This window comes from Rhizobium sp. C104 (assembly GCF_022354505.1).
Classification (GTDB): Bacteria; Pseudomonadota; Alphaproteobacteria; order Rhizobiales; family Rhizobiaceae; genus Rhizobium; species Rhizobium redzepovicii.
Window position 1 is genome coordinate 477,633 of record NZ_CP092348.1, and the last position, 24,020, is coordinate 501,652.

Sequence of the window (24,020 nt, forward strand, 5' to 3'; positions counted from 1 at the left end):
CGCGGCGACCGCGCAATTTATTTGATCCGCCGCATCAGCGTGGTTTATGAAGCGGCATCAAAACAGGAGTGAAGACCATGCTGCGCGATCAACTCGCCACCCAGCTGAAAGAGGCGATGAAGGCCAAGAATGCGGAGCGGCTTTCCACCGTCCGGCTGATTCAGGCCGCGGTCAAAGATCGCGATATTGCCAATCGCGGCACCGGCAAGGAGCAGGCGAGTGACGACGAGATCCTGCAGATTCTGGCCAAGATGGTGAAACAGCGCGACGAATCGGCAAAGATCTACGAGGAGAATTCCCGGCCGGAGCTTGCCGCCAAGGAGCGCGCCGAAATCACCGTCATCCAGGATTTCATGCCGAAGCAGCTTTCGGACAGCGAAGTGCGCGCCAATGTCTCGGCGATCATCGCCGAGACCGGTGCTGCCGGCGCCAAGGACATGGGCAAGGTGATGGCCGCGCTCAAGGAGCGTTATGCCGGCCAGATGGATTTCGCCAAGGCGTCGGCGACCGTCAAGGAACTGCTGAGCTAATACATGTCGCCCGGAAGTGTGCAGCGGTTCCGGGACAACGACATGCATCAAAATAAAGGATTAAAGCGCAAGGAGCGATCTGAAAAATCGCGACGCGCTTTAAGCCGGCTCAGACCACGCGTCTTGCCTGCGGTTCGTCTAGGACCGCAGGCCCGAGCACCGCTTCGGCTGCAGCATCGATTATGGCGAATTTCGCCGCCTGATAATTCCAATATTCGAGAATGAAGCGGCCTGACAGCCAGAAGTCGCCCTTGCGGGAGGGTTCTGTCCAGCCGACGCTTTCCATATTTGCGGCTTGCGTCAGAAGCCGCTTCAGGTGGGTGTTGGAGATCATGAACTGTTCGCGGATTTCCCTGAGCGACAGAGGACCGACCACGACACGTTCGGCCGTGCGAGGAAATTCCGGAAGCCGCGAGATCAGGTAGTCCATCACCAGGCCGCCGGTATTTGCCCAGTTGAAGAGGTTGAAGGTGGGGCCGGGATTGCGCACCGCTTCGCTCCCGATGATCGACCTGGCGATGCGCGGCTGGATCGCTGCCATCATCGCCGAGGGGTCGGCGCTGACCTTGCCGGCGCGTTCACCGCCGTCGAGGCTGTCGAGGATCGTCAGATGGGCGACGAGCCATCGGGTGAAATGCTGCTCGGCAGTTTCCGTGGGCTCCAGATAGCGCGTGCGCTTGTCGGGGCCGGGAACCGGCCGAAGGAAACGATAGGCCAGCATTTCCTGCATGAAGGCTGCGGCCGTATTGCGGCTGGCGATGTCGTTCCTGACCGCGAAATCGATGAAGCGGCCGGAATAGAGGCCGCTCTTGCCGTCGTCGGGTTGGCCGTAGTGAAGCGCAAAGCCGGCATGGGCCATCAGCCAGCGCTGTTGTGCGGCGAAAATCGAGGCGATGCGCGGGCTCTCACGATAGATCGTGAGCATCTGATCGGCGCAATGCAGGATCGCAGCGAGAAAGCGATCGTCTGCTGCAAGAGTTTCAGCGGTAAAGGCCATGTAAAAGAGGTCCAGGAAATTCGGCGCATACTTCTTTCACGCAAGCCCCGCCTGTCAACGGTTTTGTCAATAATCGGTTAATTTCAAAAGGGAATTTGTATCAGGGGAAGCCAAAAATTTAAGAAGGCAGGAGCTGGGGGCGCTCCTGCCTTCTTGCTCTTTGCTTCCGCCGGCAAACGCAGGGCCGAGGCCCAAGCCGGAGGGTATTTGCAAAGGCACCCTTGCGAAGCGGCGCCGGGGGTAGGGATGGTGCTTCGCTCGGGGATCGCTTTGTTGAGATCGAACCTATTGCGGTGCGGCGGCTTATTCAAATTACAAAAAAATAATGATTGCCGAAAACGTCGTTTTTGGAGGCTTCGAAGCGAAGGCTCGCGTGGCGGCGCCAGGATAAGGCTGGGCCATCGACGCAGGTGATAAGCATCTGTTTTAAAACGGTTTACCTTGGCTTCATCAAAGGCCAGTACTCATGCCGAGACATTTGCCATGGTTGAATTTCAACGCTTGAAAGACAATAGTGTCGCACCCTGTCGCAGGGGGCGATAACGCGTTTTTGATTGGATAACCGACGCCCCGAAGGACGGCTGCACTTGCCTGTGAATAGCGGGTTTTCGTGACAAGTTTCGTGGCATGAAGCGGCAAAGCAGCTTATATGGAGGCTGGCCAAGAGGTATAAATGCGCTTTTCCAACACTTTTCTCGATGATATTCGTGACCGCGTTCCGATTTCGAACGTGATTGCGCGCCGTGTCAGCTGGGATAAGCGCAAGACCAATGTGTCGCGCGGCGATTACTGGGCCTGCTGCCCGTTTCACGGCGAGAAATCCCCGAGCTTCCACTGCGAGGACCGGAAGGGCCGCTATCACTGCTTCGGCTGCGGCGTCACCGGTGACCACTTCCGCTTCCTCACCGAGCTTGAGGGTCTAAGCTTTCCCGAGGCGGTCCAGCAGATCGCCGATATGGCCGGCGTTCCGATGCCGCTTGCCGATCCTGTGATGGAGAAGCGCGAGAAGGAACGCGGCTCGCTGATCGACGTCATGGAAATGGCGACACAATTTTTCCAGGATCAATTGCAGACGGCGAATGGGGCGAGGGCGCGCGCCTATCTGCGCGACCGCGGGCTAACCGGGCGCACCATCGAGACCTTCCGTCTCGGCTATGCGCCTGACAGCCGCAATGCGCTGAAGGAATTCCTCGCCGGCAAGGGCGTCACCAAAGAGCAGATCGAGGCTTGCGGCCTGGTTGTTCATGAAAACGTACCGGTGTCCTACGATCGCTTCCGCGACCGCATCATGTTCCCGATCCTCTCGTCGCGCGAAAAGGTGATCGCCTTCGGCGGCCGCGCCATGTCATCGGATGCGCCGGCGAAATATCTGAATTCCAACGAGACGGAACTCTTCCACAAGGGCAATGTCCTTTATAATTTCGCCCGCGCGCGCCGCGCTATCCAGGGGCCGGGCCGCGGCGATGCTCAGGACGAGAATGCCGGCGGCACCATCATCGCCGTCGAAGGCTATATGGACGTGATCGCGCTCTATCAGGCGGGCATCGAGAATGCGGTGGCGCCGCTCGGCACGGCGCTCACCGAAAACCAGCTCGAGCTGCTTTGGAAGATGGTGCCGCAGCCGGTGCTCTGCTTCGACGGCGACGGCGCCGGCATTCGCGCTGCCAATCGCGCCGCCGAACTGGCGCTGCCGCATTTGAAGCCCGGCCGTTCCGTCCGCTTCGCACTTTTGCCTGATGGCAAGGACCCGGACGATCTCGTGCGCGATGACGGCCGCGCACCCTTCGACAAGGTGATGAGCCAGGCCAAGCCGCTGTCGGAGATGCTGTGGAGCCGCGAGATCAATACCGGCAAGTTCGACACGCCCGAGGCGCGCGCCGAACTCGAGGCGCGGCTGAAGCAACTGGTCGCCGTCATCGCCGACGAGAATGTGCGCCGTCATTACCAGCAGGATATTCGCGACCGGCTGAACGTCTTCTTCCAGCCGCAGTTTCAGAACCGCAACAATGGCGAGCGCCGCGGATTCAGCGGCAATTCCCGGCCTGGCCGCGACAATGCTGTTAAGGCAGGGCCGAAAAGCCCCAGCCTTATTTCCGACCGGCTCGCCCGCTCAGGCCCGGTGCGCGGCCACAGGGACAATACGGCGCTGCGCGAAAGTGTGCTGGCGCTCACCATCGTCAATCATCCGTCGCTGATGATCGACGATTATGACGAGATCGCTGCGATCGATTATGACAGCCGCGAGTTGAAGCAGCTCTGGTCGGCTGTGCTTGGGGCAGCGGCTGCCGTCGCCGGCCCGCATCTGACGCGCGAATATCTGACCGAACGGCTGGAATTCGAAGGCTTCGCTCCGCTGATCAAGAACCTCGACCAGCAGGTGCGCAATGCCAGAACTCTGGACGGCAACCGAGGAGGCGGCGATGGAGGATGCGCGTGAGGGTTATCGCCAGGCGCTCGCCTTCCATAAACGGGCAAAGGCGCTGCGCCGGCAGAAGATGGAACTTGAACGCGAGATTGCGCTGGCGACCGAAGCCGGCGACGGCGAGGCGATCGTTCAACTGATGCGGGCCCAGCAGGAAGTGCATTTCGAAGGTGTGCGGCTTGAGAACCAGGAGGCGATCATCGACGGCTTCGGCGTGCTCTCCGGCCGCGTCAAAGGGGCGGCGAACCACTGATGCCGCAGACCGAACGGAACGAACCGGGCTTTTCCGCCTCCGACGCGCTGTTTTCCGCCGGCCGCGCGCCGCTCGATATTCTCAAGCAGGTCTATGGTTATTCCTCCTTCCGCGGCAAGCAGCAGCAGGTGGTCGAACATGTGGTATCGGGCGGCGATGCGGTGGTGCTCTTCCCCACAGGCGCGGGCAAATCGTTATGCTTCCAGATCCCGGCGCTCTGCCGCGATGGCGTCGGCATTGTCGTTTCGCCGCTGATTGCGCTGATGCGCGATCAGGTGGAGGCGATGAAGCAGCTCGGGATCCGCGCCGCCGCGCTCAATTCGTCACTGTCGCGCGAGGAGTTCGTCGAAGTCCGCCGCGCGCTTTCGGCCGGCCGGCTCGATCTTCTCTACGTGACGCCCGAGCGCATTCTGACCGATGGTTTCCGCGAGCTGATCGCCAACGAGAAGATCGCGCTGTTTGCGATCGACGAGGCGCATTGCGTCTCGCAGTGGGGGCATGATTTCCGGCCGGAATATCGCGCGCTCGGCCAGCTTGGCGAGCAATATCCGGGCGTGCCGCGCGTGGCGCTGACGGCGACCGCCGATCCGCATACGCGCGACGACATTATCGAGCGGCTGGGGCTCGACGCTGCCCGGACCTTCACCACCAGCTTTGACCGGCCGAACATCGCTTACGAAATTGTCGAGCGCGATCAGCCGCGCCAGCAGCTGTTGCGCTTCCTGTCCGGCCACAAGGGAAACAGCGGCATCGTCTATTGCCTGTCGCGCGCCAAGGTCGAGGATACGGCCGAATGGCTGAACGGCCAGGGCGTACGCGCGCTTGCCTACCATGCCGGCATGGACAGGGCGGTTCGCGACGCCAATCAGGATGCCTTTCTGAAAGAGGAAAACCTCTGCTTGGTCGCCACCGTCGCCTTCGGCATGGGCATCGACAAGCCGAATGTGCGGTATGTCGCTCATCTCGACCTACCGGGTTCGGTGGAGGCCTACTACCAGGAGACCGGGCGCGCCGGCCGCGACGGCCTGCCGTCCGAGGTCTGGATGGCCTATGGCATGGCCGATGTCATCCAGCGCGGCCGGATGATCGACGAGGGCAGTGCTGCTGCGGAGATCAAGCGGGTCGAGCGCGCCAAACTCAATGCATTGCTTGCGATCTGCGAGACCGCTTCCTGCCGCCGCCAGGCGATCCTTGCGCATTTCGGCGAGGCGCATGCCGGACAATGCGGCAATTGCGACACTTGCCTGAAGCCGGTCGAGACCTGGGAGGGCACGGAAGCGGCGATCAAGGCGCTGGCCGCGATCTACCGCACCGGTGAACGCTTCGGCGCCGGCCACGTCATCGACGTGCTTATCGGCAACGTCAACGAAAAGACCGAGCGTTTCGGCCATGTCGATATGCCGGTCTTCGGCGCCGGCAAGGATATTCCATCGCGCACCTGGCAATCCGTCTACCGCCAGCTGCTTGCCATGGGGCTGATCCGTGTCGATCACGAAGCCTATGGCGCGCTGAAGCTGGAGCCGGAGGCGCGCGCCGTCTTCAAGCAAGAGCGGCAGGTGTTCTTCCGCAAGGACCGCCCGGCCTCCGAACGGCGCACGAAGAAGGCGGAGCGCAGCGAGCGCAAGTCGGGACTGTCGGGCGCCGACGGCGCTCTGTTCGAGGCGTTGCGGGCCGAGCGCATGGCGATCGCCAAATCGCTCGGCGTGCCGCCCTATGTCGTCTTTCCCGATACGACGCTGATCGCCTTTGCCACGGAAAAGCCGAGGAGCCGCAAGGAGCTGCTTGCAATATCGGGCGTCGGCCAGGCGAAGCTCGAGCGTTATGGCGATGCGTTCCTGGAGATCATCCTGGCGCATGACGGTTGAAAGGATCGGGCGATGTGCCTGCCGATCTCGGCCCGGCGCTGAACAAGACAAGCCGATGGCGATATGCTAACCCGGAAGCTATAAAAAACATCAGGAAGGGCCGCCCATGACCTCGCCATTTCTCTCCCATCTCAGGGCCGAAATTTCGGCGCTGAAGGATGCCGGCCTCTATAAATCCGAGCGGGTGATCAGCTCCAAGCAGGCAGGCGAAATTGCCATTTCGACCGGCGAGCGCGTGCTGAATTTCTGCGCTAACAATTATCTCGGCCTTGCTGACAATGAGGAACTGGCCGAGGCCGGCAAGCAGGCGCTCGACCGCTACGGTTACGGCATGGCTTCGGTGCGCTTCATCTGCGGCACGCAGGAGGAGCACAAGCAGCTCGAAGCGCGCATTTCCTCTTTCCTCGGCATGGAGGATACGATCCTCTATTCCTCCTGCTTCGACGCCAATGGCGGACTTTTCGAAACGCTGCTCTCGGAGGAAGACGCGATCATCTCGGACGCGCTGAACCACGCCTCGATTATCGACGGCGTCAGGCTTTCGAAGGCCAAGCGCTTCCGCTACGCCAACAACGATATGGCAGCACTCGAAGAGGAATTGAAGAAGGCCGAAGGCAGCCGCTTCAAGCTTATCGCCACCGACGGCGTCTTCTCGATGGATGGCATCATCGCCAATCTCAGCGGCGTCTGCGATCTCGCCGAGAAATACGGCGCCATGGTCATGGTCGATGACAGCCATGCGGTCGGCTTCGTCGGCAGGAACGGCCGCGGCTCGCCCGAACATTGCGGCGTCGAGGGCCGGATCGACATCATCACCGGCACCCTCGGCAAGGCGCTCGGCGGCGCCTCGGGCGGTTATACCTCGGCAAAGGCGGAGGTCGTCGAATGGCTGCGGCAGCGCTCGCGGCCCTATCTGTTCTCCAATACGCTGGCGCCGGTCATCGCCGCCGCCTCGCTGAAGGTGTTCGACCTCATCGAAAATGGTGACGCCTTGCGCCAACGCCTGTCCGACAATGCCGATCTCTTCCGCGGCGAGATGACGAAGCTGGGATTCACGCTCGCCGGCAAAGGCCATCCGATCATCCCGGTCATGCTCGGCGACGCCAAGCTTGCCCAGGACATGGCGGGGCTGATGCTGAAGAAGGGCATTTACGTCATCGGCTTTTCCTTCCCGGTCGTGCCGAAAGGCCAGGCCCGCATCCGCACGCAGATGTCGGCGGCGCATTCGAGGCGGGATGTCGAGCGGGCGATTGCGGCCTTTGCCGAGGCAGGGCGGGAATTGGGTGTGATTTGAGAATGAGGCGTTGCTTCTTAGCTTGACGTGAGACCGGCGCGGCTTGCTCCCTCTTCTCCCCATCGGGAGTTCCGAAGGACGGGTTGAGACCCGTGGCGCAACCCCGGTCGGTGGCCCGAAGGGTCGGATGAGGGGGCGGAGCGAAGCGACGTTTCGAGCGTTGAGCGAGAAGCAATATTGGATTTGATGGCCTGCCGAGCCGCCCCCTCATCCGCCCTACGGGCACCTTCTCCCCGCTGGGGAGAAGAGGGAGTCGCAAGGTCCGGCACCAGAACAAGGGCGGGATATAGTCGATGTCGAACATGATGAAGGCACTGGTCAAATCGAAAGCAGAAGTCGGGCTCTGGATGGAGAATGTGCCGGTGCCGGAGGTCGGGCCGAACGACGTGCTGATCCGGGTGAGGAAATCGGCGATCTGCGGCACCGACGTCCATATCTGGAACTGGGACCAGTGGGCGCAGAAGACTATTCCCGTGCCGATGGTCGTCGGCCATGAATTCTCCGGCGAGATCGCCGAGATCGGTTCGGCGGTCACCCGCTACCATGTCGGCGAGCGGGTTTCCGGCGAGGGGCATATCGTCTGCGGCAAGTGCCGCAACTGCCGGGCGGGCAGGGGGCATCTCTGCCGCAACACGCTCGGCGTCGGCGTCAACCGGCCGGGTTCGTTCGGCGAGTTCGTCTGCATCCCCGAAAGCAATGTCGTGGCGATCCCGGAGGATATTTCCGATGAGATTGCCGCCATCTTCGATCCGTTCGGCAATGCCGTGCACACCGCACTCTCCTTCGATCTGGTCGGCGAGGACGTGCTCGTCACCGGCGCCGGGCCGATCGGCATCATGGGGGCGCTCGTCGCTAAACGCTCCGGCGCCCGCAAGGTCGTCATCACCGATATCAATCCGCACCGGCTGGACTTGGCACGCAAACTGGGGATCGACCATGTCGTCGACGCGTCGCGCGAAAATCTGGCCGACGTGATGAAGACGATCGGCATGACGGAGGGTTTCGATGTCGGGCTCGAGATGTCGGGGGCAGCACCCGCCTTCCGCGACATGATCGATAAGATGAACAATGGCGGCAAGATCGCCATTCTCGGCATTGCGCCGGCCGGTTTCGAGATCGACTGGAACAAGGTGATCTTCAAGATGCTCAATCTCAAGGGCATCTATGGCCGCGAGATGTTCGAGACCTGGTACAAGATGATCGCCTTCGTCCAGGGCGGCCTTGACCTTGCGCCGATCATAACCCATCGCATCGGCATCGACGATTTCCGCGACGGCTTCGAGGCGATGCGGTCGGGCAACTCCGGCAAGGTCGTAATGGATTGGATGTGAGGAGAAAGACATGCTCTATGAAGGAAGCTGCCACTGCGGCAAGGTCGCATTCGAGGTCGAAGGCGAATTTACCGAGGCGCTGGACTGCAATTGTTCGCTCTGCCGCCGGCGAGGCGGGCTTCTCGCCTTCGTGCCGCGCGACAAGCTGGTGCTGAAGACGCCTGAAGAGGATCTCTCGACCTATACTTTCAACAGGCATGTCATCCGGCATCACTTCTGCGCCAAGTGCGGCATCGCGCCGTTTGGCGAGGGGGTAGGCCCGAATGGCGCGGCCATGGCCTCGGTCAATCTGCGCTGCATTCCCGCGGTCGATCTCGGCGCGCTGAAGGTGACGGCCTATGACGGCGAGGCAAAGTAGCCGATATTTGTCCCGACAAAGGCGAATAGACCAACGATAGGACCGCAAAAATGCCGCGAACAACTGGCATGGCGGCCAATATCCATGCTGCCCTTGTCTTTTGTTCGCCGCATCTTAAATAAGGGTTCGCAATCGCTGCCGCGGTTCAAAGCCTGTGGATAAGGCTTTTTCCGATCTTTCGTGAGCTTTTTTTGTAGAAAAGCTTGACGAGAACAAAAAATGTGGGAATCACCGTTCGACTTGTTGAAACGGTGAACTGGGTCAAGGCGGATCGCGCAACCATGGCCGGAAATCCAAAAGCAAAAAAGCTTTGCTGTCCGGTGCCGGCGATCGTGGTTAATCAGGCTTTAAATGTCATCCCGTTAGGTGGGCAAAGGTGATTCTAGGGCGGCGCGAGCGACGTGTCAGGCCCTGAGACGGCCCATTCACCGTAGCGAGATTGGATAGCGTCAGGAAGGCGACGATATAAATGGCAACCAAGGTCAAAGAGAACGAAGACGCGGAAGTCGAACGCGACGGCGCAAGCGACGGCCCTCTTCTCGATCTTTCCGACGACGCGGTCAAGAAGATGATCAAAGCCGCCAAGAAGCGCGGCTATGTGACGATGGACGAGCTCAACGCTGTCCTGCCGTCCGAAGAAGTGACGTCCGAGCAGATCGAAGACACGATGTCGATGCTGTCGGACATGGGCATCAACGTCATAGAGGATGAAGAAGCCGAGGAAGCCGGTGCTTCCGGCGGCGGCGATGACGACGATGCCGGCGGCGACGAGGAGAGCGAAGGCGGCGAACTCGCGCCTTCGAGCGGTACCGCGCTCGCAACCGCCAAGAAGAAAGAACCGACCGACCGTACCGATGACCCGGTGCGCATGTATCTGCGCGAGATGGGCTCGGTGGAGCTTCTTTCCCGCGAGGGCGAAATCGCCATCGCCAAGCGCATCGAGGCCGGCCGCGAAACGATGATCGCTGGCCTCTGCGAGAGCCCGCTGACCTTCCAGGCGATCATCATCTGGCGCGATGAACTCAACGAAGGCACGACGCTGCTGCGCGAGATCATCGATCTCGAAACCACTTATTCCGGTCCTGAAGCCAAGGCCGCGCCGCAGTTCCAGAGCCCCGAGAAGATCGAGGCCGACCGCAAGGCCGCCGAGGAAAAGGAAAAGACCCGCCGCGCCCGCTCCGGCGACGACGACATCACCGATGTCGGCGGCGAGGGCCTGCCTCCCGAGGAGGAGGAAGAGGACGAGGACGAATCCAACCTTTCGCTGGCGGCGATGGAAGCCGAGCTTCGCCCGCAGGTGATGGAGACGCTGGATACGATCGCTGAGACCTACAAGAAGCTGCGCAAGCTGCAGGACCAGCAGGTCGAGCAGCGCCTGTCGGCTTCCGGCACGCTGTCGACCGCACAGGAGCGCCGCTACAAGGAGCTCAAGGATGAGCTCATCAAGGCCGTCAAGTCTCTGTCGTTGAACCAGAACCGCATCGACGCCCTGGTCGAGCAGCTTTACGACATCAACAAGCGCCTCGTTTCCAACGAGGGCCGCCTGCTGCGTCTGGCCGAATCCTACGGTGTCAAGCGCGATAGCTTCCTGGAGCAGTATCAGGGCGCCGAGCTCGATCCGAACTGGATGAAGTCGATCGGCAATCTGGCCGCCCGCGGCTGGAAGGAATTCGCCCGCGGCGAAAACACGACGATCCGCGACATCCGCCAGGAGATCCAGAATCTGGCGACCGAGACCGGCATTTCGATTTCGGAATTCCGCCGCATCGTCCACATGGTGCAGAAGGGCGAGCGCGAAGCGCGCATCGCCAAGAAGGAAATGGTCGAAGCGAACCTTCGCCTCGTCATCTCCATCGCCAAGAAATACACGAACCGCGGCCTGCAGTTCCTCGACCTCATTCAGGAAGGCAATATCGGCCTGATGAAGGCGGTCGACAAGTTCGAATATCGCCGCGGCTATAAGTTCTCGACCTATGCGACCTGGTGGATCCGTCAGGCGATCACCCGTTCGATCGCCGACCAGGCCCGCACGATCCGCATTCCGGTGCACATGATCGAGACGATCAACAAGATCGTTCGTACCTCGCGCCAGATGCTGCACGAGATCGGCCGCGAGCCGACGCCGGAAGAACTGGCGGAAAAGCTCGCCATGCCGCTCGAAAAGGTCCGCAAGGTCCTGAAGATCGCCAAGGAGCCGATCTCGCTCGAAACGCCGGTCGGCGACGAAGAGGATTCGCATCTCGGGGATTTCATCGAGGACAAGAACGCGCTGCTGCCGATCGACGCCGCCATCCAGGCGAACCTGCGCGAAACAACGACCCGTGTTCTCGCCTCGCTGACGCCGCGCGAGGAACGTGTGCTCCGCATGCGCTTCGGCATCGGCATGAACACCGACCATACGCTCGAAGAAGTCGGCCAGCAGTTCTCGGTCACCCGCGAACGTATCCGCCAGATCGAGGCAAAGGCGCTGCGCAAGCTGAAACATCCGAGCCGCTCCAGAAAGCTGCGCTCGTTCCTCGACAGCTAAGGGGCGACAAGAACTCTACGATTGCGAAAGCCGGGCTTCATGTCCGGCTTTTGCTTTCGATCTTTGCGCCACTGCCGCACACTTTTGGGCGACACGCCTAATACCAATGATCCCGGTGGCTTTCTTGTCGCTCGGTGGTGACAAGATTATAGTCCGGCGACGGGGGAAGAAATCGATCGCGATGCGCGAGCGAGGACCGACGCATGCCCGTGTCGGGCGAATCCTCCGATGGGAGGTGCGAAGTGACCACTTACATTGTGCTGATCAACTGGACGGACCAAGGTGTGCGCAACGTTCGCGAACTCGATCAAAACGGCTGGATGCGGCGAAGAAACTGCTCGGCGACATGGGCGGCTCGTTCAGCCAGTTCTTTCTGACGATGGGCGGCCACGACATGGTGGCTGTCTGCGAAGCGCCTGACGATGCCGTCATGGCGCGGTTTGGCCTCTCGCTGGCGATGGGCGGCAATGTCCGCACCCAGACACTGAAGGCATTCCCGGAAGCCGCCTATCGGGAGATCATCGGCTCGCTCGGGTAGCCGGAAACGGAGATCGTCGAACTTGAAGGTTGCAGAGCTTCGGCTGTGCTGGCAGTGTCTCGCCGTGCTTCAATTTCCGCGGCAGGGCTCCTGGCCCGATTATTCCGGCAAGTTCCATGATGAAAGCGCGCCTCAGTTTCATGATCTCCGCCGATCCTCCGACAGCGGCTTCCTGACCGATGGAGCTGACGGCCGGCAAATGGGATGACGGAATCCAGTGGGGCGCGGCAGCGTCCTTCGCCTTGCATGCCGCAGCGATCCTGGCGCTCCTGCTGCTGTTGCCGAAGGCCGAGCCGCCGCTGCCATTGCCGGATGACGGTCTCTCGGTGGAGATCGTTCCGCAGCCGGTGGGGCCACCAATCATGCCCGAGCCGGCCAGGGCGCCATCGCCAGAGCCGGCAAAGCCAGAAGCCGTAGCGCCCCAAGCCCAAAGGCCTGCGCCGGTTGTCGATAGTGCACCTGCCGCAGCAATGCCGTCGGTGACGCCAATCGCTCCGCTGGTGCCAAAGCCGGCTGAATTCGTTGCGGCAAGCCGGCTGTTTTCCGACAAGGTGCTGGCCGATCCGCGCAGCCGGGGCGCCCGCGAAGCGTTGCGCGGCCTTGCCGGCAGCGAGCGCAATCTGCAGCTTTGCGACCTCGAGGCGCTGGAACAAGTCCGCCGCGCCCGGCCGGATATGCGGCCTGACACGCTCGCTGCCTATGCGATGGCGCCGGAGAAGGTCGGCGGCAACAGCGTCGAGGTGAGGGGCGGCGCCTTCCGCAGCAAGGGCAAGTGGTACAACATCCAGTTCAAATGCGGGCTCCACGCCGGATCCGGCAAGGTCATGTCCTTCGCCTTTTTCGTCGGCGATGCCATTCCGCAGGGTGAATGGCAGGCGCACGATCTGGTGGCCGATGACGGGGCGGCCGACCAATGACGCCAATCGCTGTTGCGATCACGCGGTTTTTTTCTTTTGTGGCTTGATGCTGCCGGTTTTAAAGGCCACATCGCTGCTGTGACTGAAGAAGACGTGGCACCAGCGGAAACGCAGCACGAAACGGGAAAACAGCGGCCTGAAATCCGCTGGGGCATCGGTGCGTCCGTACTTCTGCATATCCCCCTTGTCGCGCTTCTGATCTTCGGGCTGCCGAAGATCGAGCCGAAGCCTGCCGAAGAGGAGAGCGTGAAGGTCGAACTCGTTCCGCCGCCGGAGGAGAAGAAGCCGGAGCCCAAAGAGGAAAAACCGCCGGAGCCGAAGCCGCAGGAACAGGCGAAGAAGCAACCGCCGCCTCCGCCACCACCGCCTCCGCCCCCGCCGCCGCAGGCTAAGAAAGCTCCCGTGCAAGCGAAGCCGATGCCGACCCTGCGCCCGGTCATCGAGTTTGGCGACAAGAATAGTGGCCCGGAAAAGTCGCTGACGGGAAATTCTTCTCAGGGTGAAATTAAACCTGCAGCGAACTCGCCGCAGCAGGATATCGAACCGCAGCAGGCGCCGACAAAGACGGCGGCCGAAAAGCCTAAAACCGAGGAGCCTCCATCAAAACCAGTGCCGGATGATGTGAAGCTTCCTGAGGTTGCGACGGCAGAGGTTTCGCCGGAGCGTGATGGGCCGCGGACAGACGTGTCTGGCGACGCCAATACGACGATCGAGCAGGCCAAACCGTCTGAAGAAAAGACCACCGCGACGCCGAAAGTGATTACTAAAAACAGCGATCTACCCAAGGCAAAAACGCTGTTTTCACAGACGAACGATGGCAGTTCATTTGCGCAAACTGCGATCAATGGCCTTCCACGTAAAAATCGAGTGGCCACGCTTTGCGCCACCGAGCTTCAGGCCCAACTTATTCACGGTTCGCCGCGTTATTTCCCCATCTCATTGCCCAGTTTTGGATTGCGAGCCGGCAGCATTCTTAACGTCGACGATGCGGCCTTTAGCACAGCCAAAGGCTGGTACCACGTTCGTTTCAGGTGCGAGTTGGATGAGGGAGCGACGAAAGTTGTGTCGTTTGCCCACGAAGTTGGCGGGTTGATCCCCCGCAGTCAGTATGCGAAGTACGATATTCTTGACTAGTCCTCGCGATGGGCTTTCGTCTCATCGGCAACAAGCCACACGCAAGGAACCGCATCTAGCCTCTCCTCATGGCCGTGATGATACGGTGAGAGAGGACAATGATATGTCGAACGAGATCGAGCGTTTTCTTGAGCGTCAGGATGAAGCCGTGAGCGCGCTGTTCCTGGAACACAAGGGTGACGAGCTGACCGATATTCTGGTGGCGGCTCTGGAAGAGGCGTTCGAGATTCTGCTCGAAGCGGCGCCCGCCGAAACGCTGCATTGACATTTTCCAAAACATTGCCGGCAGCGCTTGCCGAGCGGCTGTCCGGCTACCGGTTCGAACGCGATACGCTCGGCCGTTCCACCGCGAGCGTCTTCCGGCTGGAAGGCGAGGGGCAGCCGGTCCTCTATCTGAAGGTCGAGGCAGCGGGGCCGTTCGGCGAGCTTGCCGATGAAGCCGCCCGGCTTGACTGGCTGAAGACCGCCGGCTTGCCGTGTCCCGAAGTGATCGGCCGGGAAAGCCACGGCGGGCGCAACTGGCTGCTGATCGGCGCGCTGCCGGGCAATGATCTTGCCAGTGCATCGGCGCTGACGCCGCTGGCGCGGGTCGAATTGCTGGCTGCGGCGCTTCTCGAGTTACATCGTCTGCCGATCACATCCTGCCCCTTCGATCACCGGCGGGAGAAACGCATGGCGGTAGCCAAAGCGCGGATGCAGGCCGGTAGTGTCGACGAGACCGATTTCGACGAGACGCGGCTTGGGAAAAGTGCCGAGACGCTGTTTGCCGAACTCGAAACCAGAAGGCCGGGCCGCGAAGACCTCGTCGTCACCCATGGCGATGCCTGCCTGCCGAATTTCATCGCCTCCGAGGACGGGTTCTCCGGCTATATCGATTGCAGCCGGCTCGGCGTCGCCGACCGCTATCAGGATATCGCGCTCGCCTGCCGCAGCATCGCCTCTAATTTCGGCGAGGCGCTGGTGCAGCCCTTCCTCGATCGTTACGGCATGCCGGCCGCGGATCCTGTGAGGCTCGACTATTATCGGCTGCTCGACGAATTCTTCTAGCCGTTGCGCCATCTCCATCCGGCTGGCAGAGTGGCCGCAATCGAACCTGCGGACAGACGATGGCGAAGAACCAGTTCAGGATGCTGCGCTCGGCGCTATCAGGCGTCGAAGCGGTGGAGGCGGAAACGCGTCACAGTTTCTCCAGGCACACGCATGAGCAGTTCGGCATCGGCCTCGTCTCATCAGGGGCGCAGAAATCGCTGAGCGGCCGCGGCATGGTCGAGGCTGCGGCCGGCGATATCATCACGGTCAATCCGAACGAGGTGCATGACGGGGCGCCGATCGGCGATGGGCGATCGTGGCGCATCCTCTATTTCGATCCCGAGATCGTCGCCGGCCTGTCGCGAGAGATCGGCGAGGGTGGGCCAGGGCGGCAGGAAATCCCCCATCCCGTCATCCGCAACAGGGCGATCGCCGCCCGCTTCGAAATATTGTTTGGCGCGGTGACCGAGAGCGGGTCGGGATATGGGCTGTTGCGCGAGCAATTGCTGCTGCAGCTTGTGGCCGACGTCATGCGGGAGCGCGGCGGCAGCGACGAGCGGCCGCCGGTGCCGGCGTCGATCCGCGCGGCCCGGGATCTGATCGACGACGATCCGCTTGCCGCCGTCTCGCTCGCCGATCTCGCCGGCGAAAGCGGGCTCAGCCGCTTCCAGGTGCTGCGCGGTTTTGCCAGGGCGACGGGCCTGACACCGCATGCCTATCTCGTCCAGGCCCGCATCCATATCGCCCGGCGGCTGATCGCTCAGGGCATGCCGCTTGCCGAAGCCGCCTTCGCCAGCGGCTTTGCCGACCAGAGCCACATGACGCGGGTCTTCGTGCGCAAATACGGCCTGTCGCCGCGGCTCTATGCCGGCGCCTTTCTCTAAAGTCCCGGCGCCTGCAATTTCGTTCAAGACCGCGAGACGCCCCTGTTGTTTCCTCGGCGTTCCAACAGGAGGCGTTGAATGTCGAGGCAGGTTCAAGGGTATGTCTATCTGGCGCTGGCGATGCTGACGGTGGGCAGCACCGTCATCGCAAGCAAGCTCATCGCATCGGGCCTGCCGCCATTTACCGCCACCGCCCTGCGCTTCGCGCTGGCTTTTCCGGTCTTGCTGGTGCTGATGCGGGCAAGCGGCGTCCGGCTGCCGAAGCTTTCCAGGCACGATCGCCTGATTCTCGTCGTTCAGGCGGGCGCCGGCAGCGTCGGTTATACGACGCTGCTGATCTCAGGCCTCAGCCTCAGTTCGGCCGCCGATGCCGGCGTGGTCATCGGCACGCTGCCGGTGGTCTCGGCGGGTATTTCCATCCTGCTGCTGCGCGAAAGGCCTGGGCGCGGCCTGCTCCTTGCCGTGGCGCTTGCAACGGCGGGCGTGCTTTCGATCGCCGTCACGCCGGGTGCGGCCGGCGGGTCGCTCGCCGGCAATCTGCTGATCTTCTGCGCCGTCGTCTGCGAGGGGCTGTTCATCCTGCTGAACAAAAGACTGAAGGCGGACATTCCGCCGCTTGCCCAGTCGACGCTGATGGCCGGCATCGGCTTTGTCGTCGCCGTCATCCCGGCGGCTTTCGCGGCGCCTGTCACACCGGATATACCTGCAAGCGCCATCATTGCCGTCGTCTATTATGCGCTGGTGCCGACCGTCGGCGGCTTCCTGCTCTGGTATGCGGGAGCGGCCAGGGTGAGCGGCACGGAAGCTGCGCTCTTCACCGCAGTCGCTCCGGTCTGCGCCGTCATGCTGGCTTTCCTGATCCTCGGCGAACCGATCGGGCTCAACCAGATCGCCGGCATCGCCTGCGTGCTGGCGGCCGTGCTCGGGCTTGCCTTTGCCGGCAGCCGGGCGGCAATGAATATATCCAGAGGGAGATAGGCCATGCAGTTTCGTCATTCCGATGCGATATGGCAGGCGTTTCCGGAGCTTCGCGCCGGCGCGCTCCATGTCGACGCTATCCATGCGGATGCCGATGTCGAGAAGGCGATTGCCAGTTTCAGCACGATTGCCGAGGGCCGGCTGGCCGCCGCGCAGGAGGGCGAATTTCCTGAAATCCAGGCGTGGCGGCGCGGCTTTTCGCGCATGGGGCTGAAGCCGACGCAATATCGCTCAGCTTCCGAGGCGCTGTTGCGCCGCTTCCGCCAGGAGCATGGCCTGCCGAACCTGCATCCGCTCGTCGATCTCTGCAATGCGATTTCGCTCGCCTTCGCCATTCCAATCGCCGTCTTCGACGCCGAACAGATTGCCGGCGATCTCGAGGTTCGGCGCGCCGGCGGCCACGAGACCTATCTGACCTTCGGCGGCGAAATCGAGCATCCGGAAGTAAACGAGGTGATCTTTGCCGACGGTGAAGACAGGGCGCATGCGCGGCGCTGGACCAACCGGCAGAGCGGGCTTTCGGCGGTGCGGCAACAGACGCGCTCAGTGCTGATCGTCGCCGAGGCGCTGCACGCTACTGCCGGCGAGGATATCGGCAGGCTGGTCGCAACGCTTTCGGAGGCGCTGGCGCATCACTGGGCGGTTCAGCCGAAAACCGCCATGCTGAGCCTGGCATCGCCGCGTTTCGAATTCTAATGCATGTCGTCCGGATAGGTCTTGGGCCGGCGGCATGCCCGACCTATCTCAGTCAGATCGATATCTCATGGAGACGAACCTCATGTCAGACAAATCGATCAAGATCCCGGGCCCGGATCATCCGATCACCGTCGAGCACAATCCCTGCCGCGTCGTCGTCACGCTTGCTGGCAAGGTGATTGCCGATACCCACGATGCGCTGACGCTGCGCGAGGCCTCCTATCCGCCGGTGCAGTATATTCCGCGTCGGCATGTCGACATGGCGCAGCTTCAGCGCACCGACCATGCCAGCCATTGCCCCTATAAGGGGGACGCCGCCTATTACAGCATCATTGCCGGCGGCGAGCGCTCGAAGAATGCCGTCTGGACCTACGAAGCGCCGAATGCCGCCGTCAGCAACATCAAGGACCATCTCGCCTTTTATCCCGACCGCGTCGACGGCATCGAGGAAATGGCGTCTCCGGAAGCCGGCACCTTCTGACCACCGCAGGTGAGACACATCAGCAATCGGGAACATGTGGCCCGCGGGCTCGTTAGACTGATCTAGCGGGGGATGTGTCGTGCCGAAATTCTACTTTCAGCTCCTCGACGGTGATGGCGTCGGGGCGACCGAGACAGGATATGAGTTCGCCTCCATCGAGGCCGCGAAAGCGGAGGCCCGGCGCGTGCTGGCGGAGATGGCCGCCGAAGGTCTGCCGGCAGAACCTTTGAACATGCTGTCGGTGGAACTCTTTGACGAAAGCCGGCGACCGCTTGCGGAGATCCGGCTGATCCTCGAGGAAATACCCAAATAGCCGCAGCCGGCAAGCCGTCTACGATGTTGCTCCAAGCAATGGCGCGACTATGTCAAAGTTAATTGCCGGCTATGAAGGCGGGTCTTAATGCATGTCGCCCGGAAGTGTGTAGCGGTTCCGGGATGACGACATGCATAAAGAGAACTCAATCGTCGCGGCCACCGCGTCGGACTATGCGGAGAAGATCGACGGCAAGCCTTGAATAGCGGCCTATCGCAATACATCGAGCCACTCATTGTTGAAGATGAGGCTGGCAACCGTAACTGGGTCGCCGCTTTCGTTGCGAACGGTGACGGCGATGATGGTGCGATCACCCGCCGGCAGCTCGTCACGGGCCACATCCAGCAGGATGCGGGTCACCTCTTTCGGAATGTCCGCGCGCGATCTGAGCTCGGTGCCGTGCTCATCGCGTGTGGGACCTTCGCCGTTATGTAGATCGAAAAAGTAGCGAGCCATGTTTTTTCCTGTCGTCACAGGGGGAAAGTACAGATGAAGACAATTGTTCCCGAGGCTAGGCATTGATTCTTATAGAAAATACAGGTCGCATCATCATGATCTCCTCTTGTGCTATCGGCGGAAAAGCCCGTGATTGAAGCCCTGCTGCTCAATCTTGGAAGCCGCGACGTGCTTTCCGCCGAGGAGGAGAACCTTCTCAGGTCGATCCTGGTCAAGGACAGGCATTTTGTTGCGGGAGAGGATATCGTCCTCGAAGGCAGCCGCCCGCCCTACAGCACGCTGCTACTCGATGGTTTCGCGGCGCGCTACAAGGTGATGGCCGATGGCAGCCGACAGATCACCGCGCTGCATGTCGCCGGCGATTTCGTCGATCTGCATGCCTTTCCCGTCAAGAAGATGGATCACGGCATCGTTGCTCTGTCGCCCTGTCATGTCGCCTTCGCCGATCATGCCGATCTCAGGGCGATCACCGAGCGCATGCCGCATCTGACGCGGCTGCTCTGGCTCGATACGCTTGTCGATGGCGCCATTCACCGCGAGTGGATCGTCGCCATGGGCCGGCGCTCCAAACGCGCCCATATCGCCCACCTCGTCTGCGAGCTTTTCGTGCGCCTGCAGGTCGTCAAGCGGACGCGCGGCGCCAGCTTCCAGTTTCCGTTGACGCAGATCGAGATGGCCGATGTGCTCGGCGTTTCCGTCGTCCACCTGAACAAGACGCTGCAGGCGCTGAGGCGCGAGGGCGTCTTTACTTGGGAGAACCGGACGATCACCATCGTCGACTGGGAGCGCCTGCAGGAAATCGCCGAATTCGACCCCGCCTATCTGAACATCTTCAAGGAGCCGCGCTAACGCTTTCAGCGACAGGCCTGACGTCACCGGCTCTCGGCATGCTTGCAATCGATAGCGGCGGGCGCCTATCATCCACGCCATGAATAATCTCTCCTCGATCGATCTCAACCTTCTCGTCGCCTTCGATGCGATCATGGCAGAGCGCAGTGTCACAAGGGCCGGCGCCCGCATCGGCCGCACCCAGCCGGCGATGAGTGCGGCGCTCGCCCGGTTGCGGCAGCTTTTCCAGGATGAACTGTTCGTGCGCAGCCCGAACGGGCTGGAGCCGACGCCGCGGGCACTCGATCTCGCTGAGCCGATCGGAAAATCGCTGCGGCATGCGCAGGAGGCGCTGGCCTTCAGCGGCGCCTTCGACCCGCAGTCGTCATCGGCTTCGTTTCGCCTCGGTCTCTCCGAACATCCGGCCTTCGTGCTGCTGCCGAAACTGCTCTCCGCAATCAGGCGGGTCGCGCCGAATGTCAGCGTCGACGTCAAGGGTTTCACCGTCCGCGAACGGGCGGTGGAAATGCTCGATGCCGGCGAGGTCGATGCGGCAATCGGCGTGCCGGTCTCCTCGTCGCCGCGGATCCTTTCGCGGCTGCTTTTCGAGGAGAGCTTCGTTTCGATCGTCCGCGCCGATCACCCAGCGGCAAAGTGCCTCGACCTCGAAACCTTCGTCAGCCTTGACCATCTGCTCGTATCGCCGGAAGGCGATCGTTACGGCCATGTCGACCGAAGGCTTTCGGAACTCGGACTGCGGCGCAGGCTGGGCCTGACGCTGCCGCAAATGTATGCGGCGCCGGCGGTCGTCGCCGAGACCGATCTCGTCGCCACGCTGATGCAGGGGATCGTTGAGGTTTCGGATCATCGCGCCAGGCTGTCCGTCCACAGGCCGCCGATCGAGCTGCCGCCGGTCTCCTTCGCGCTGTCATGGCATCGCCGCAACGATTCTCATGTGGGACAGCAGTGGTTCCGCGCGCTGATCGGTTCCGTTGCGGCGGCGAAGCAGGATCGGCCAGGAGACCCGGACTGATCCTGCTTCTGCGCTAAAGCGCGTCGCGTCAAATTTGATTCATGCGACGCGCTTTAGCTCTTTGTTTTTACGCATGTCGTTGCCGCAAAACCGCTGCACACTTTTGCGCGACATGCTCTAGAACAGGATGATTCTAGGCCCGTTGGCCTAAAATCTGAATCCTCTTCTAAATTAACGAGTTAGATCGTGATGTCTTGAGAAGACCGCGCACACTTTTCGGCATCATGCTCCAGCGGTTGCCTATGGCATCAGCAGCGTCTTGCCGCGAGAACCGCCCTTCGAAAGAGCCCGCAGCGCTTCAGCGGTATCGGCAAGAGCAAACTCCCGGCCAATGACGCTCTGCAGGTGACCATCTGTAACGAGCGCTGCCACTGCGGCGAGGCGGCCCGCATCGCTCTGGTGAAACAGGAATTGCGCATCGATGCCGCGCGCTTTCGCCCCTTCGGTGTCGAAGGGCGCCGACAGACCGACGAGCTTTCCGCCCCGGCGGATGATGCCGAGCGAGCGCTGCAATGTTTCGCCGCCGACCGTATCGATCACGACGTCGACGGACGTCAGCAGGGCGGCGAAGTCCTGGCTGCGGTAATCGACCACCGCCTCGGCGCCGAGCGAGCCGACGAGATCAAGATTGGCCGCAGATGCCGTTGCCGTCACATGCGCTCCGGCACGCCTTGCGAACTGGACGGCAAAGCTGCCGACACCGCCAGCGCCGGCATGGACCAGGACCGATTGACCGGGCTGGACGGTTGCGGCTTCGAACAAAGCCTGCCAGGCGCTGGCCGCAGCCGTCGGCAGACCGGCGAGGCTTTTGAGCGGCAGCGCCGGCGAAACCGGCACGACCAGGCGCGCGGGCACGGCCGCCAGTTCGGCAAAGGCGCCGCCGGCGGCCGGCTCGGTGCGCGCGATCACCCTGTCGCCGGGCTTGACGGTGGCGACCATCCGGCCCGTTGCAACGACCGTGCCGGTGAGATCGGTCCCCAGCACATGAGGGAAGGCGAGGGGAAAGAAATCCTTCAGGTAGCCGGCGATCAGCTTGTTATCCATCGGATTGGCTGCTGCGGCCTCGATACGGATGAGGACATCGTCGAGACCCACCACCGGCTCGGGAATATCGTCGAGGCGGATGTCGCCGATCGCGCCGTAGGCATGGATGCGGACGGCTTTCATCACGCGCGCTCCTGAAGCAGCGGCATCGTCTTTGGCGGCCAGGCGCCGAGCTGATGCAGCATGCCGAACCAGTCTTCGAGATGCCAGGTGTGGGAAATCCTGTCGCCTTCGAAACGGTGGAATTCATGAAGCGCGATTTCGAGTCGGCGGTTCGTCGGCGGAATGCCGAAGAGCGCGCCGCGCTGCGTGCCGACGATGCGGGCGCGAACGCCGGCGCGATCGTTGAGACCGATGACTTCGTCGACCAGGATCTCGACATCAGGCAGGGAATCGATGAAGCCGAGGATGATCGGCTTCAGTCCTGCCGGTCCTGGCCCCTGGCCCGGCGCCAGCGGAATGTCCTGCCAGCCGGGCGTGACGGCTTCGTCGAGAAGATCGGGATTTTTGCGGGTGAATGCGCCGTAGAAGGTTTGAAGCGTTGCATGCTGCCCTGCGGTCAGTGCGCTTGCCGTCGTGTCGATGGTCATGGAAAGCCTCTTGCTTGGGTGACGAGCGAAAGGCTACGGCGCGGGTCTTCATATTGAAAATCGATATCGATTATTTGGGGTCATTCACCGCATGAATGTTGCAGGCTCTGCAATCGCACAATCCGGTGAGAGCGGTTCATTGCGATTGACAATTGGTCCGTTCGGGCAGAACACCGTTTTGATCTTCCCAAACTCCTGCAAAGGCCGGCGCAGCCGCGTCGGCCGGTGACATCGCAAATGGACATACCTCAAGGCCCGCGGAGCGTTCTTCGCCACCCCGGCTATCTGAACTTCGCTGCCTCCCGCGTCTTTTCCTCGCTTGCCTTCCAGTCCATTGGCATCGCCATGGGCTGGATGATCTATGATCAGACGCACAGCGCCTTTGCGCTCGGCCTCGTCGGTCTCTGCCAGTTCCTGCCGATGGCGGCGCTGACCTTCGTCGTCGGCCATGTCGCCGACCGCTTCGACCGGCGGCGCATCGGCCTCATCTGCCAGTTGATCGAGGCGGTGACGGCACTGGTGCTGGCGGTTGCCACCTGGCAGCAATGGCTGACGCCTTCAGGTATCCTTGTCGCCGTCACCGTGCTTGGCGCCGTTGTCGCCTTCGAGCGGCCGACCATGGCGGCGCTGCTGCCGAATATCGTGCCGGCTTCGATGCTGCAGAAGGCGGTCGCCACCTCCACCTCGCTGATGCAGACGGCGCTGATCATCGGCCCCTCGCTCGGTGGCCTGCTCTACGGGCTGAACCCGGTGGCGCCCTTCGCCGTGTCGGCGCTGTTTTTTGCCGCCGCCAGCGTCAACGTCATCTCGATCCGCCTGCAATGGGCGCCCGGCAAGCGCGAGCCGGTGACACTGGCCTCGGTCTTTGCCGGCGTCTCCTTCATCCGCAGCCGGCCGGTGATGCTCGGCACGATCTCGCTCGATCTCTTCGCGGTGCTGCTCGGCGGCGCCACCGCGCTCTTGCCGATGTTTGCCCGCGATATCCTGCATGCCGGCCCTTGGGAGCTCGGCCTTTTGCGCGCCGCACCGGCGATCGGCGCGCTTGCCATGTCGATCGTGCTGGCCCGCTGCCCGCTCGAGAGCAATGTCGGGCGCAAGATGCTTGCCGCCGTCGCCGTGTTCGGCGTCGCCACCATCGTCTTTTCGCTGTCCACCAACATCGCGCTTTCTGTCGCCGCCCTGCTTGTCGTCGGCGCGTCGGATACGGTTAGCGTCGTCGTGCGCAGCTCGCTGGTGCAGCTTCTGACGCCGGATGAGATGCGGGGTCGTGTCAGTGCGGTCAACTCGCTGTTCATCGGCACCTCCAACCAGCTCGGCGAATTCGAATCCGGCATGATGGCGGCAGCACTTGGGCCGGTCGCCACCGGCATTGTCGGCGGGCTCGGCACTGTAATCGTCGTGCTCTTGTGGATGCGGCTCTTCCCCGATCTTACCAAGGTCAAGACGCTGCAGGGCTGATGCATATCTGGTGCGTTGAAAGCAGCAGCGGCTGCCGTTAGGGTCCGCGCAAATCACTATTCGG

Annotated in this window: 23 protein-coding genes and 2 pseudogenes; 21 read left to right on the forward strand and 4 right to left on the reverse strand. The window is 62.0% G+C overall.

Annotated features, from left to right (window positions below; all coding sequences use genetic code 11):
- Nucleotides 1–77 precede the first annotated feature (77 nt).
- On the forward strand, nucleotides 78–530 hold the full coding sequence (locus tag MF410_RS03385) for a GatB/YqeY domain-containing protein (protein WP_049736298.1): 453 nt from the start codon (nucleotides 78–80) through the stop codon (nucleotides 528–530).
- Between the two features lie 109 nt (nucleotides 531–639).
- Here the strand turns inward: MF410_RS03385 and MF410_RS03390 are convergent, their stop codons facing one another.
- Nucleotides 640–1,527 (reverse strand): hypothetical protein, encoded by an 888-nt coding sequence (locus MF410_RS03390; protein WP_097628152.1) that lies wholly within the window; start codon nucleotides 1,525–1,527, stop codon nucleotides 640–642.
- Between the two features lie 673 nt (nucleotides 1,528–2,200).
- On the opposite strand from MF410_RS03390, the pseudogene dnaG reads away from it, so the two are divergent.
- From dnaG to MF410_RS03475, 17 genes and pseudogenes are all read left to right on the forward strand, one after another.
- Nucleotides 2,201–4,202, forward strand: a pseudogene (gene dnaG / locus MF410_RS03395) (DNA primase).
- The gene (gene recQ / locus MF410_RS03400; protein WP_131711519.1) at nucleotides 4,202–6,067 is read left to right on the forward strand and encodes a DNA helicase RecQ; all 1,866 of its coding nucleotides are present in this window, start codon (nucleotides 4,202–4,204) and stop codon (nucleotides 6,065–6,067) included. Before dnaG ends, recQ begins: the two are co-directional and overlap by 1 nt.
- 106 nt (nucleotides 6,068–6,173) lie before the next feature.
- Nucleotides 6,174–7,361: a glycine C-acetyltransferase gene (locus tag MF410_RS03405; protein ID WP_097628155.1), complete on the forward strand. Its 1,188-nt coding sequence runs from the start codon at nucleotides 6,174–6,176 to the stop codon at nucleotides 7,359–7,361.
- A 293-nt stretch (nucleotides 7,362–7,654) separates the two neighbouring features.
- The gene (tdh, locus tag MF410_RS03410; RefSeq protein ID WP_097628156.1) at nucleotides 7,655–8,692 is read left to right on the forward strand and encodes an L-threonine 3-dehydrogenase; all 1,038 of its coding nucleotides are present in this window, start codon (nucleotides 7,655–7,657) and stop codon (nucleotides 8,690–8,692) included.
- Nucleotides 8,693–8,702: 10 nt separating this feature from the next.
- The gene (locus tag MF410_RS03415) at nucleotides 8,703–9,050 is read left to right on the forward strand and encodes a GFA family protein (protein ID WP_003593175.1); all 348 of its coding nucleotides are present in this window, start codon (nucleotides 8,703–8,705) and stop codon (nucleotides 9,048–9,050) included.
- 221 nt (nucleotides 9,051–9,271) lie between these two features.
- Complete coding sequence (locus MF410_RS03420) at nucleotides 9,272–9,430, forward strand: hypothetical protein (RefSeq protein WP_165503952.1); 159 nt, start codon at nucleotides 9,272–9,274, stop codon at nucleotides 9,428–9,430.
- A gap of 89 nt (nucleotides 9,431–9,519) precedes the next feature.
- Complete coding sequence (gene rpoD / locus MF410_RS03425) at nucleotides 9,520–11,577, forward strand: RNA polymerase sigma factor RpoD (RefSeq protein ID WP_097628157.1); 2,058 nt, start codon at nucleotides 9,520–9,522, stop codon at nucleotides 11,575–11,577.
- A 242-nt stretch (nucleotides 11,578–11,819) separates the two neighbouring features.
- A pseudogene (locus MF410_RS03430) lies at nucleotides 11,820–12,115 on the forward strand (GYD domain-containing protein).
- A 179-nt stretch (nucleotides 12,116–12,294) separates the two neighbouring features.
- Nucleotides 12,295–13,032, forward strand: coding sequence for a DUF930 domain-containing protein (locus MF410_RS03435; protein WP_097628158.1), 738 nt, complete (start codon nucleotides 12,295–12,297; stop codon nucleotides 13,030–13,032).
- A 36-nt stretch (nucleotides 13,033–13,068) separates the two neighbouring features.
- Nucleotides 13,069–14,166 carry a DUF930 domain-containing protein gene (locus MF410_RS03440; protein ID WP_183777661.1) on the forward strand — a complete coding sequence of 366 codons (1,098 nt, stop codon included), beginning with the start codon at nucleotides 13,069–13,071 and terminating at the stop codon, nucleotides 14,164–14,166.
- A 103-nt stretch (nucleotides 14,167–14,269) separates the two neighbouring features.
- Entirely contained in the window at nucleotides 14,270–14,431 is a 162-nt protein-coding gene (locus tag MF410_RS03445; protein WP_003565364.1) for a hypothetical protein, read from the forward strand.
- Nucleotides 14,428–15,213, forward strand: a complete 786-nt coding sequence (locus MF410_RS03450) for an APH(3')-II family aminoglycoside O-phosphotransferase (RefSeq protein WP_097628160.1) — start codon at nucleotides 14,428–14,430, stop codon at nucleotides 15,211–15,213. Before MF410_RS03445 ends, MF410_RS03450 begins: the two co-directional genes overlap by 4 nt.
- Before the next feature lie 59 nt (nucleotides 15,214–15,272).
- Nucleotides 15,273–16,079 (forward strand): AraC family transcriptional regulator, encoded by an 807-nt coding sequence (locus MF410_RS03455; protein WP_097628161.1) that lies wholly within the window; start codon nucleotides 15,273–15,275, stop codon nucleotides 16,077–16,079.
- Nucleotides 16,080–16,157: 78 nt separating this feature from the next.
- On the forward strand, nucleotides 16,158–17,057 hold the full coding sequence (locus MF410_RS03460; protein ID WP_097628162.1) for a DMT family transporter: 900 nt from the start codon (nucleotides 16,158–16,160) through the stop codon (nucleotides 17,055–17,057).
- A 3-nt stretch (nucleotides 17,058–17,060) separates the two neighbouring features.
- On the forward strand, nucleotides 17,061–17,753 hold the full coding sequence (locus MF410_RS03465; protein ID WP_097628163.1) for a phenylalanine--tRNA ligase beta subunit-related protein: 693 nt from the start codon (nucleotides 17,061–17,063) through the stop codon (nucleotides 17,751–17,753).
- A gap of 82 nt (nucleotides 17,754–17,835) precedes the next feature.
- Nucleotides 17,836–18,234 (forward strand): DUF427 domain-containing protein, encoded by a 399-nt coding sequence (locus MF410_RS03470; protein ID WP_239620166.1) that lies wholly within the window; start codon nucleotides 17,836–17,838, stop codon nucleotides 18,232–18,234.
- A gap of 79 nt (nucleotides 18,235–18,313) precedes the next feature.
- A complete protein-coding gene (locus tag MF410_RS03475) occupies nucleotides 18,314–18,547 on the forward strand; it encodes a hypothetical protein (protein WP_097628165.1) in 234 nt (77 codons plus the stop codon).
- Between the two features lie 210 nt (nucleotides 18,548–18,757).
- Here the strand turns inward: MF410_RS03475 and MF410_RS03480 are convergent, their stop codons facing one another.
- Nucleotides 18,758–19,003 (reverse strand): hypothetical protein, encoded by a 246-nt coding sequence (locus tag MF410_RS03480; protein WP_097628166.1) that lies wholly within the window; start codon nucleotides 19,001–19,003, stop codon nucleotides 18,758–18,760.
- 129 nt (nucleotides 19,004–19,132) lie between these two features.
- On the opposite strand from MF410_RS03480, the gene MF410_RS03485 reads away from it, so the two are divergent.
- Together MF410_RS03485 and MF410_RS03490 are read left to right on the forward strand one after the other, a co-directional pair.
- Nucleotides 19,133–19,852, forward strand: a complete 720-nt coding sequence (locus tag MF410_RS03485; RefSeq protein ID WP_097628167.1) for a Crp/Fnr family transcriptional regulator — start codon at nucleotides 19,133–19,135, stop codon at nucleotides 19,850–19,852.
- 79 nt (nucleotides 19,853–19,931) lie between these two features.
- Entirely contained in the window at nucleotides 19,932–20,864 is a 933-nt protein-coding gene (locus MF410_RS03490) for a LysR family transcriptional regulator (RefSeq protein WP_097628168.1), read from the forward strand.
- A 240-nt stretch (nucleotides 20,865–21,104) separates the two neighbouring features.
- Here MF410_RS03490 and MF410_RS03495 read toward each other — a convergent pair whose 3' ends face one another.
- Nucleotides 21,105–22,031, reverse strand: coding sequence for an NADP-dependent oxidoreductase (locus MF410_RS03495; protein ID WP_097628169.1), 927 nt, complete (start codon nucleotides 22,029–22,031; stop codon nucleotides 21,105–21,107).
- The gene (locus tag MF410_RS03500; protein ID WP_097628170.1) at nucleotides 22,031–22,498 is read right to left on the reverse strand and encodes an ester cyclase; all 468 of its coding nucleotides are present in this window, start codon (nucleotides 22,496–22,498) and stop codon (nucleotides 22,031–22,033) included. Before MF410_RS03500 ends, MF410_RS03495 begins: the two co-directional genes overlap by 1 nt.
- Before the next feature lie 237 nt (nucleotides 22,499–22,735).
- Between MF410_RS03500 and MF410_RS03505 the strand changes: the two genes are divergently transcribed.
- The gene (locus MF410_RS03505) at nucleotides 22,736–23,956 is read left to right on the forward strand and encodes an MFS transporter (protein ID WP_097628171.1); all 1,221 of its coding nucleotides are present in this window, start codon (nucleotides 22,736–22,738) and stop codon (nucleotides 23,954–23,956) included.
- Nucleotides 23,957–24,020: the final 64 nt, after the last annotated feature.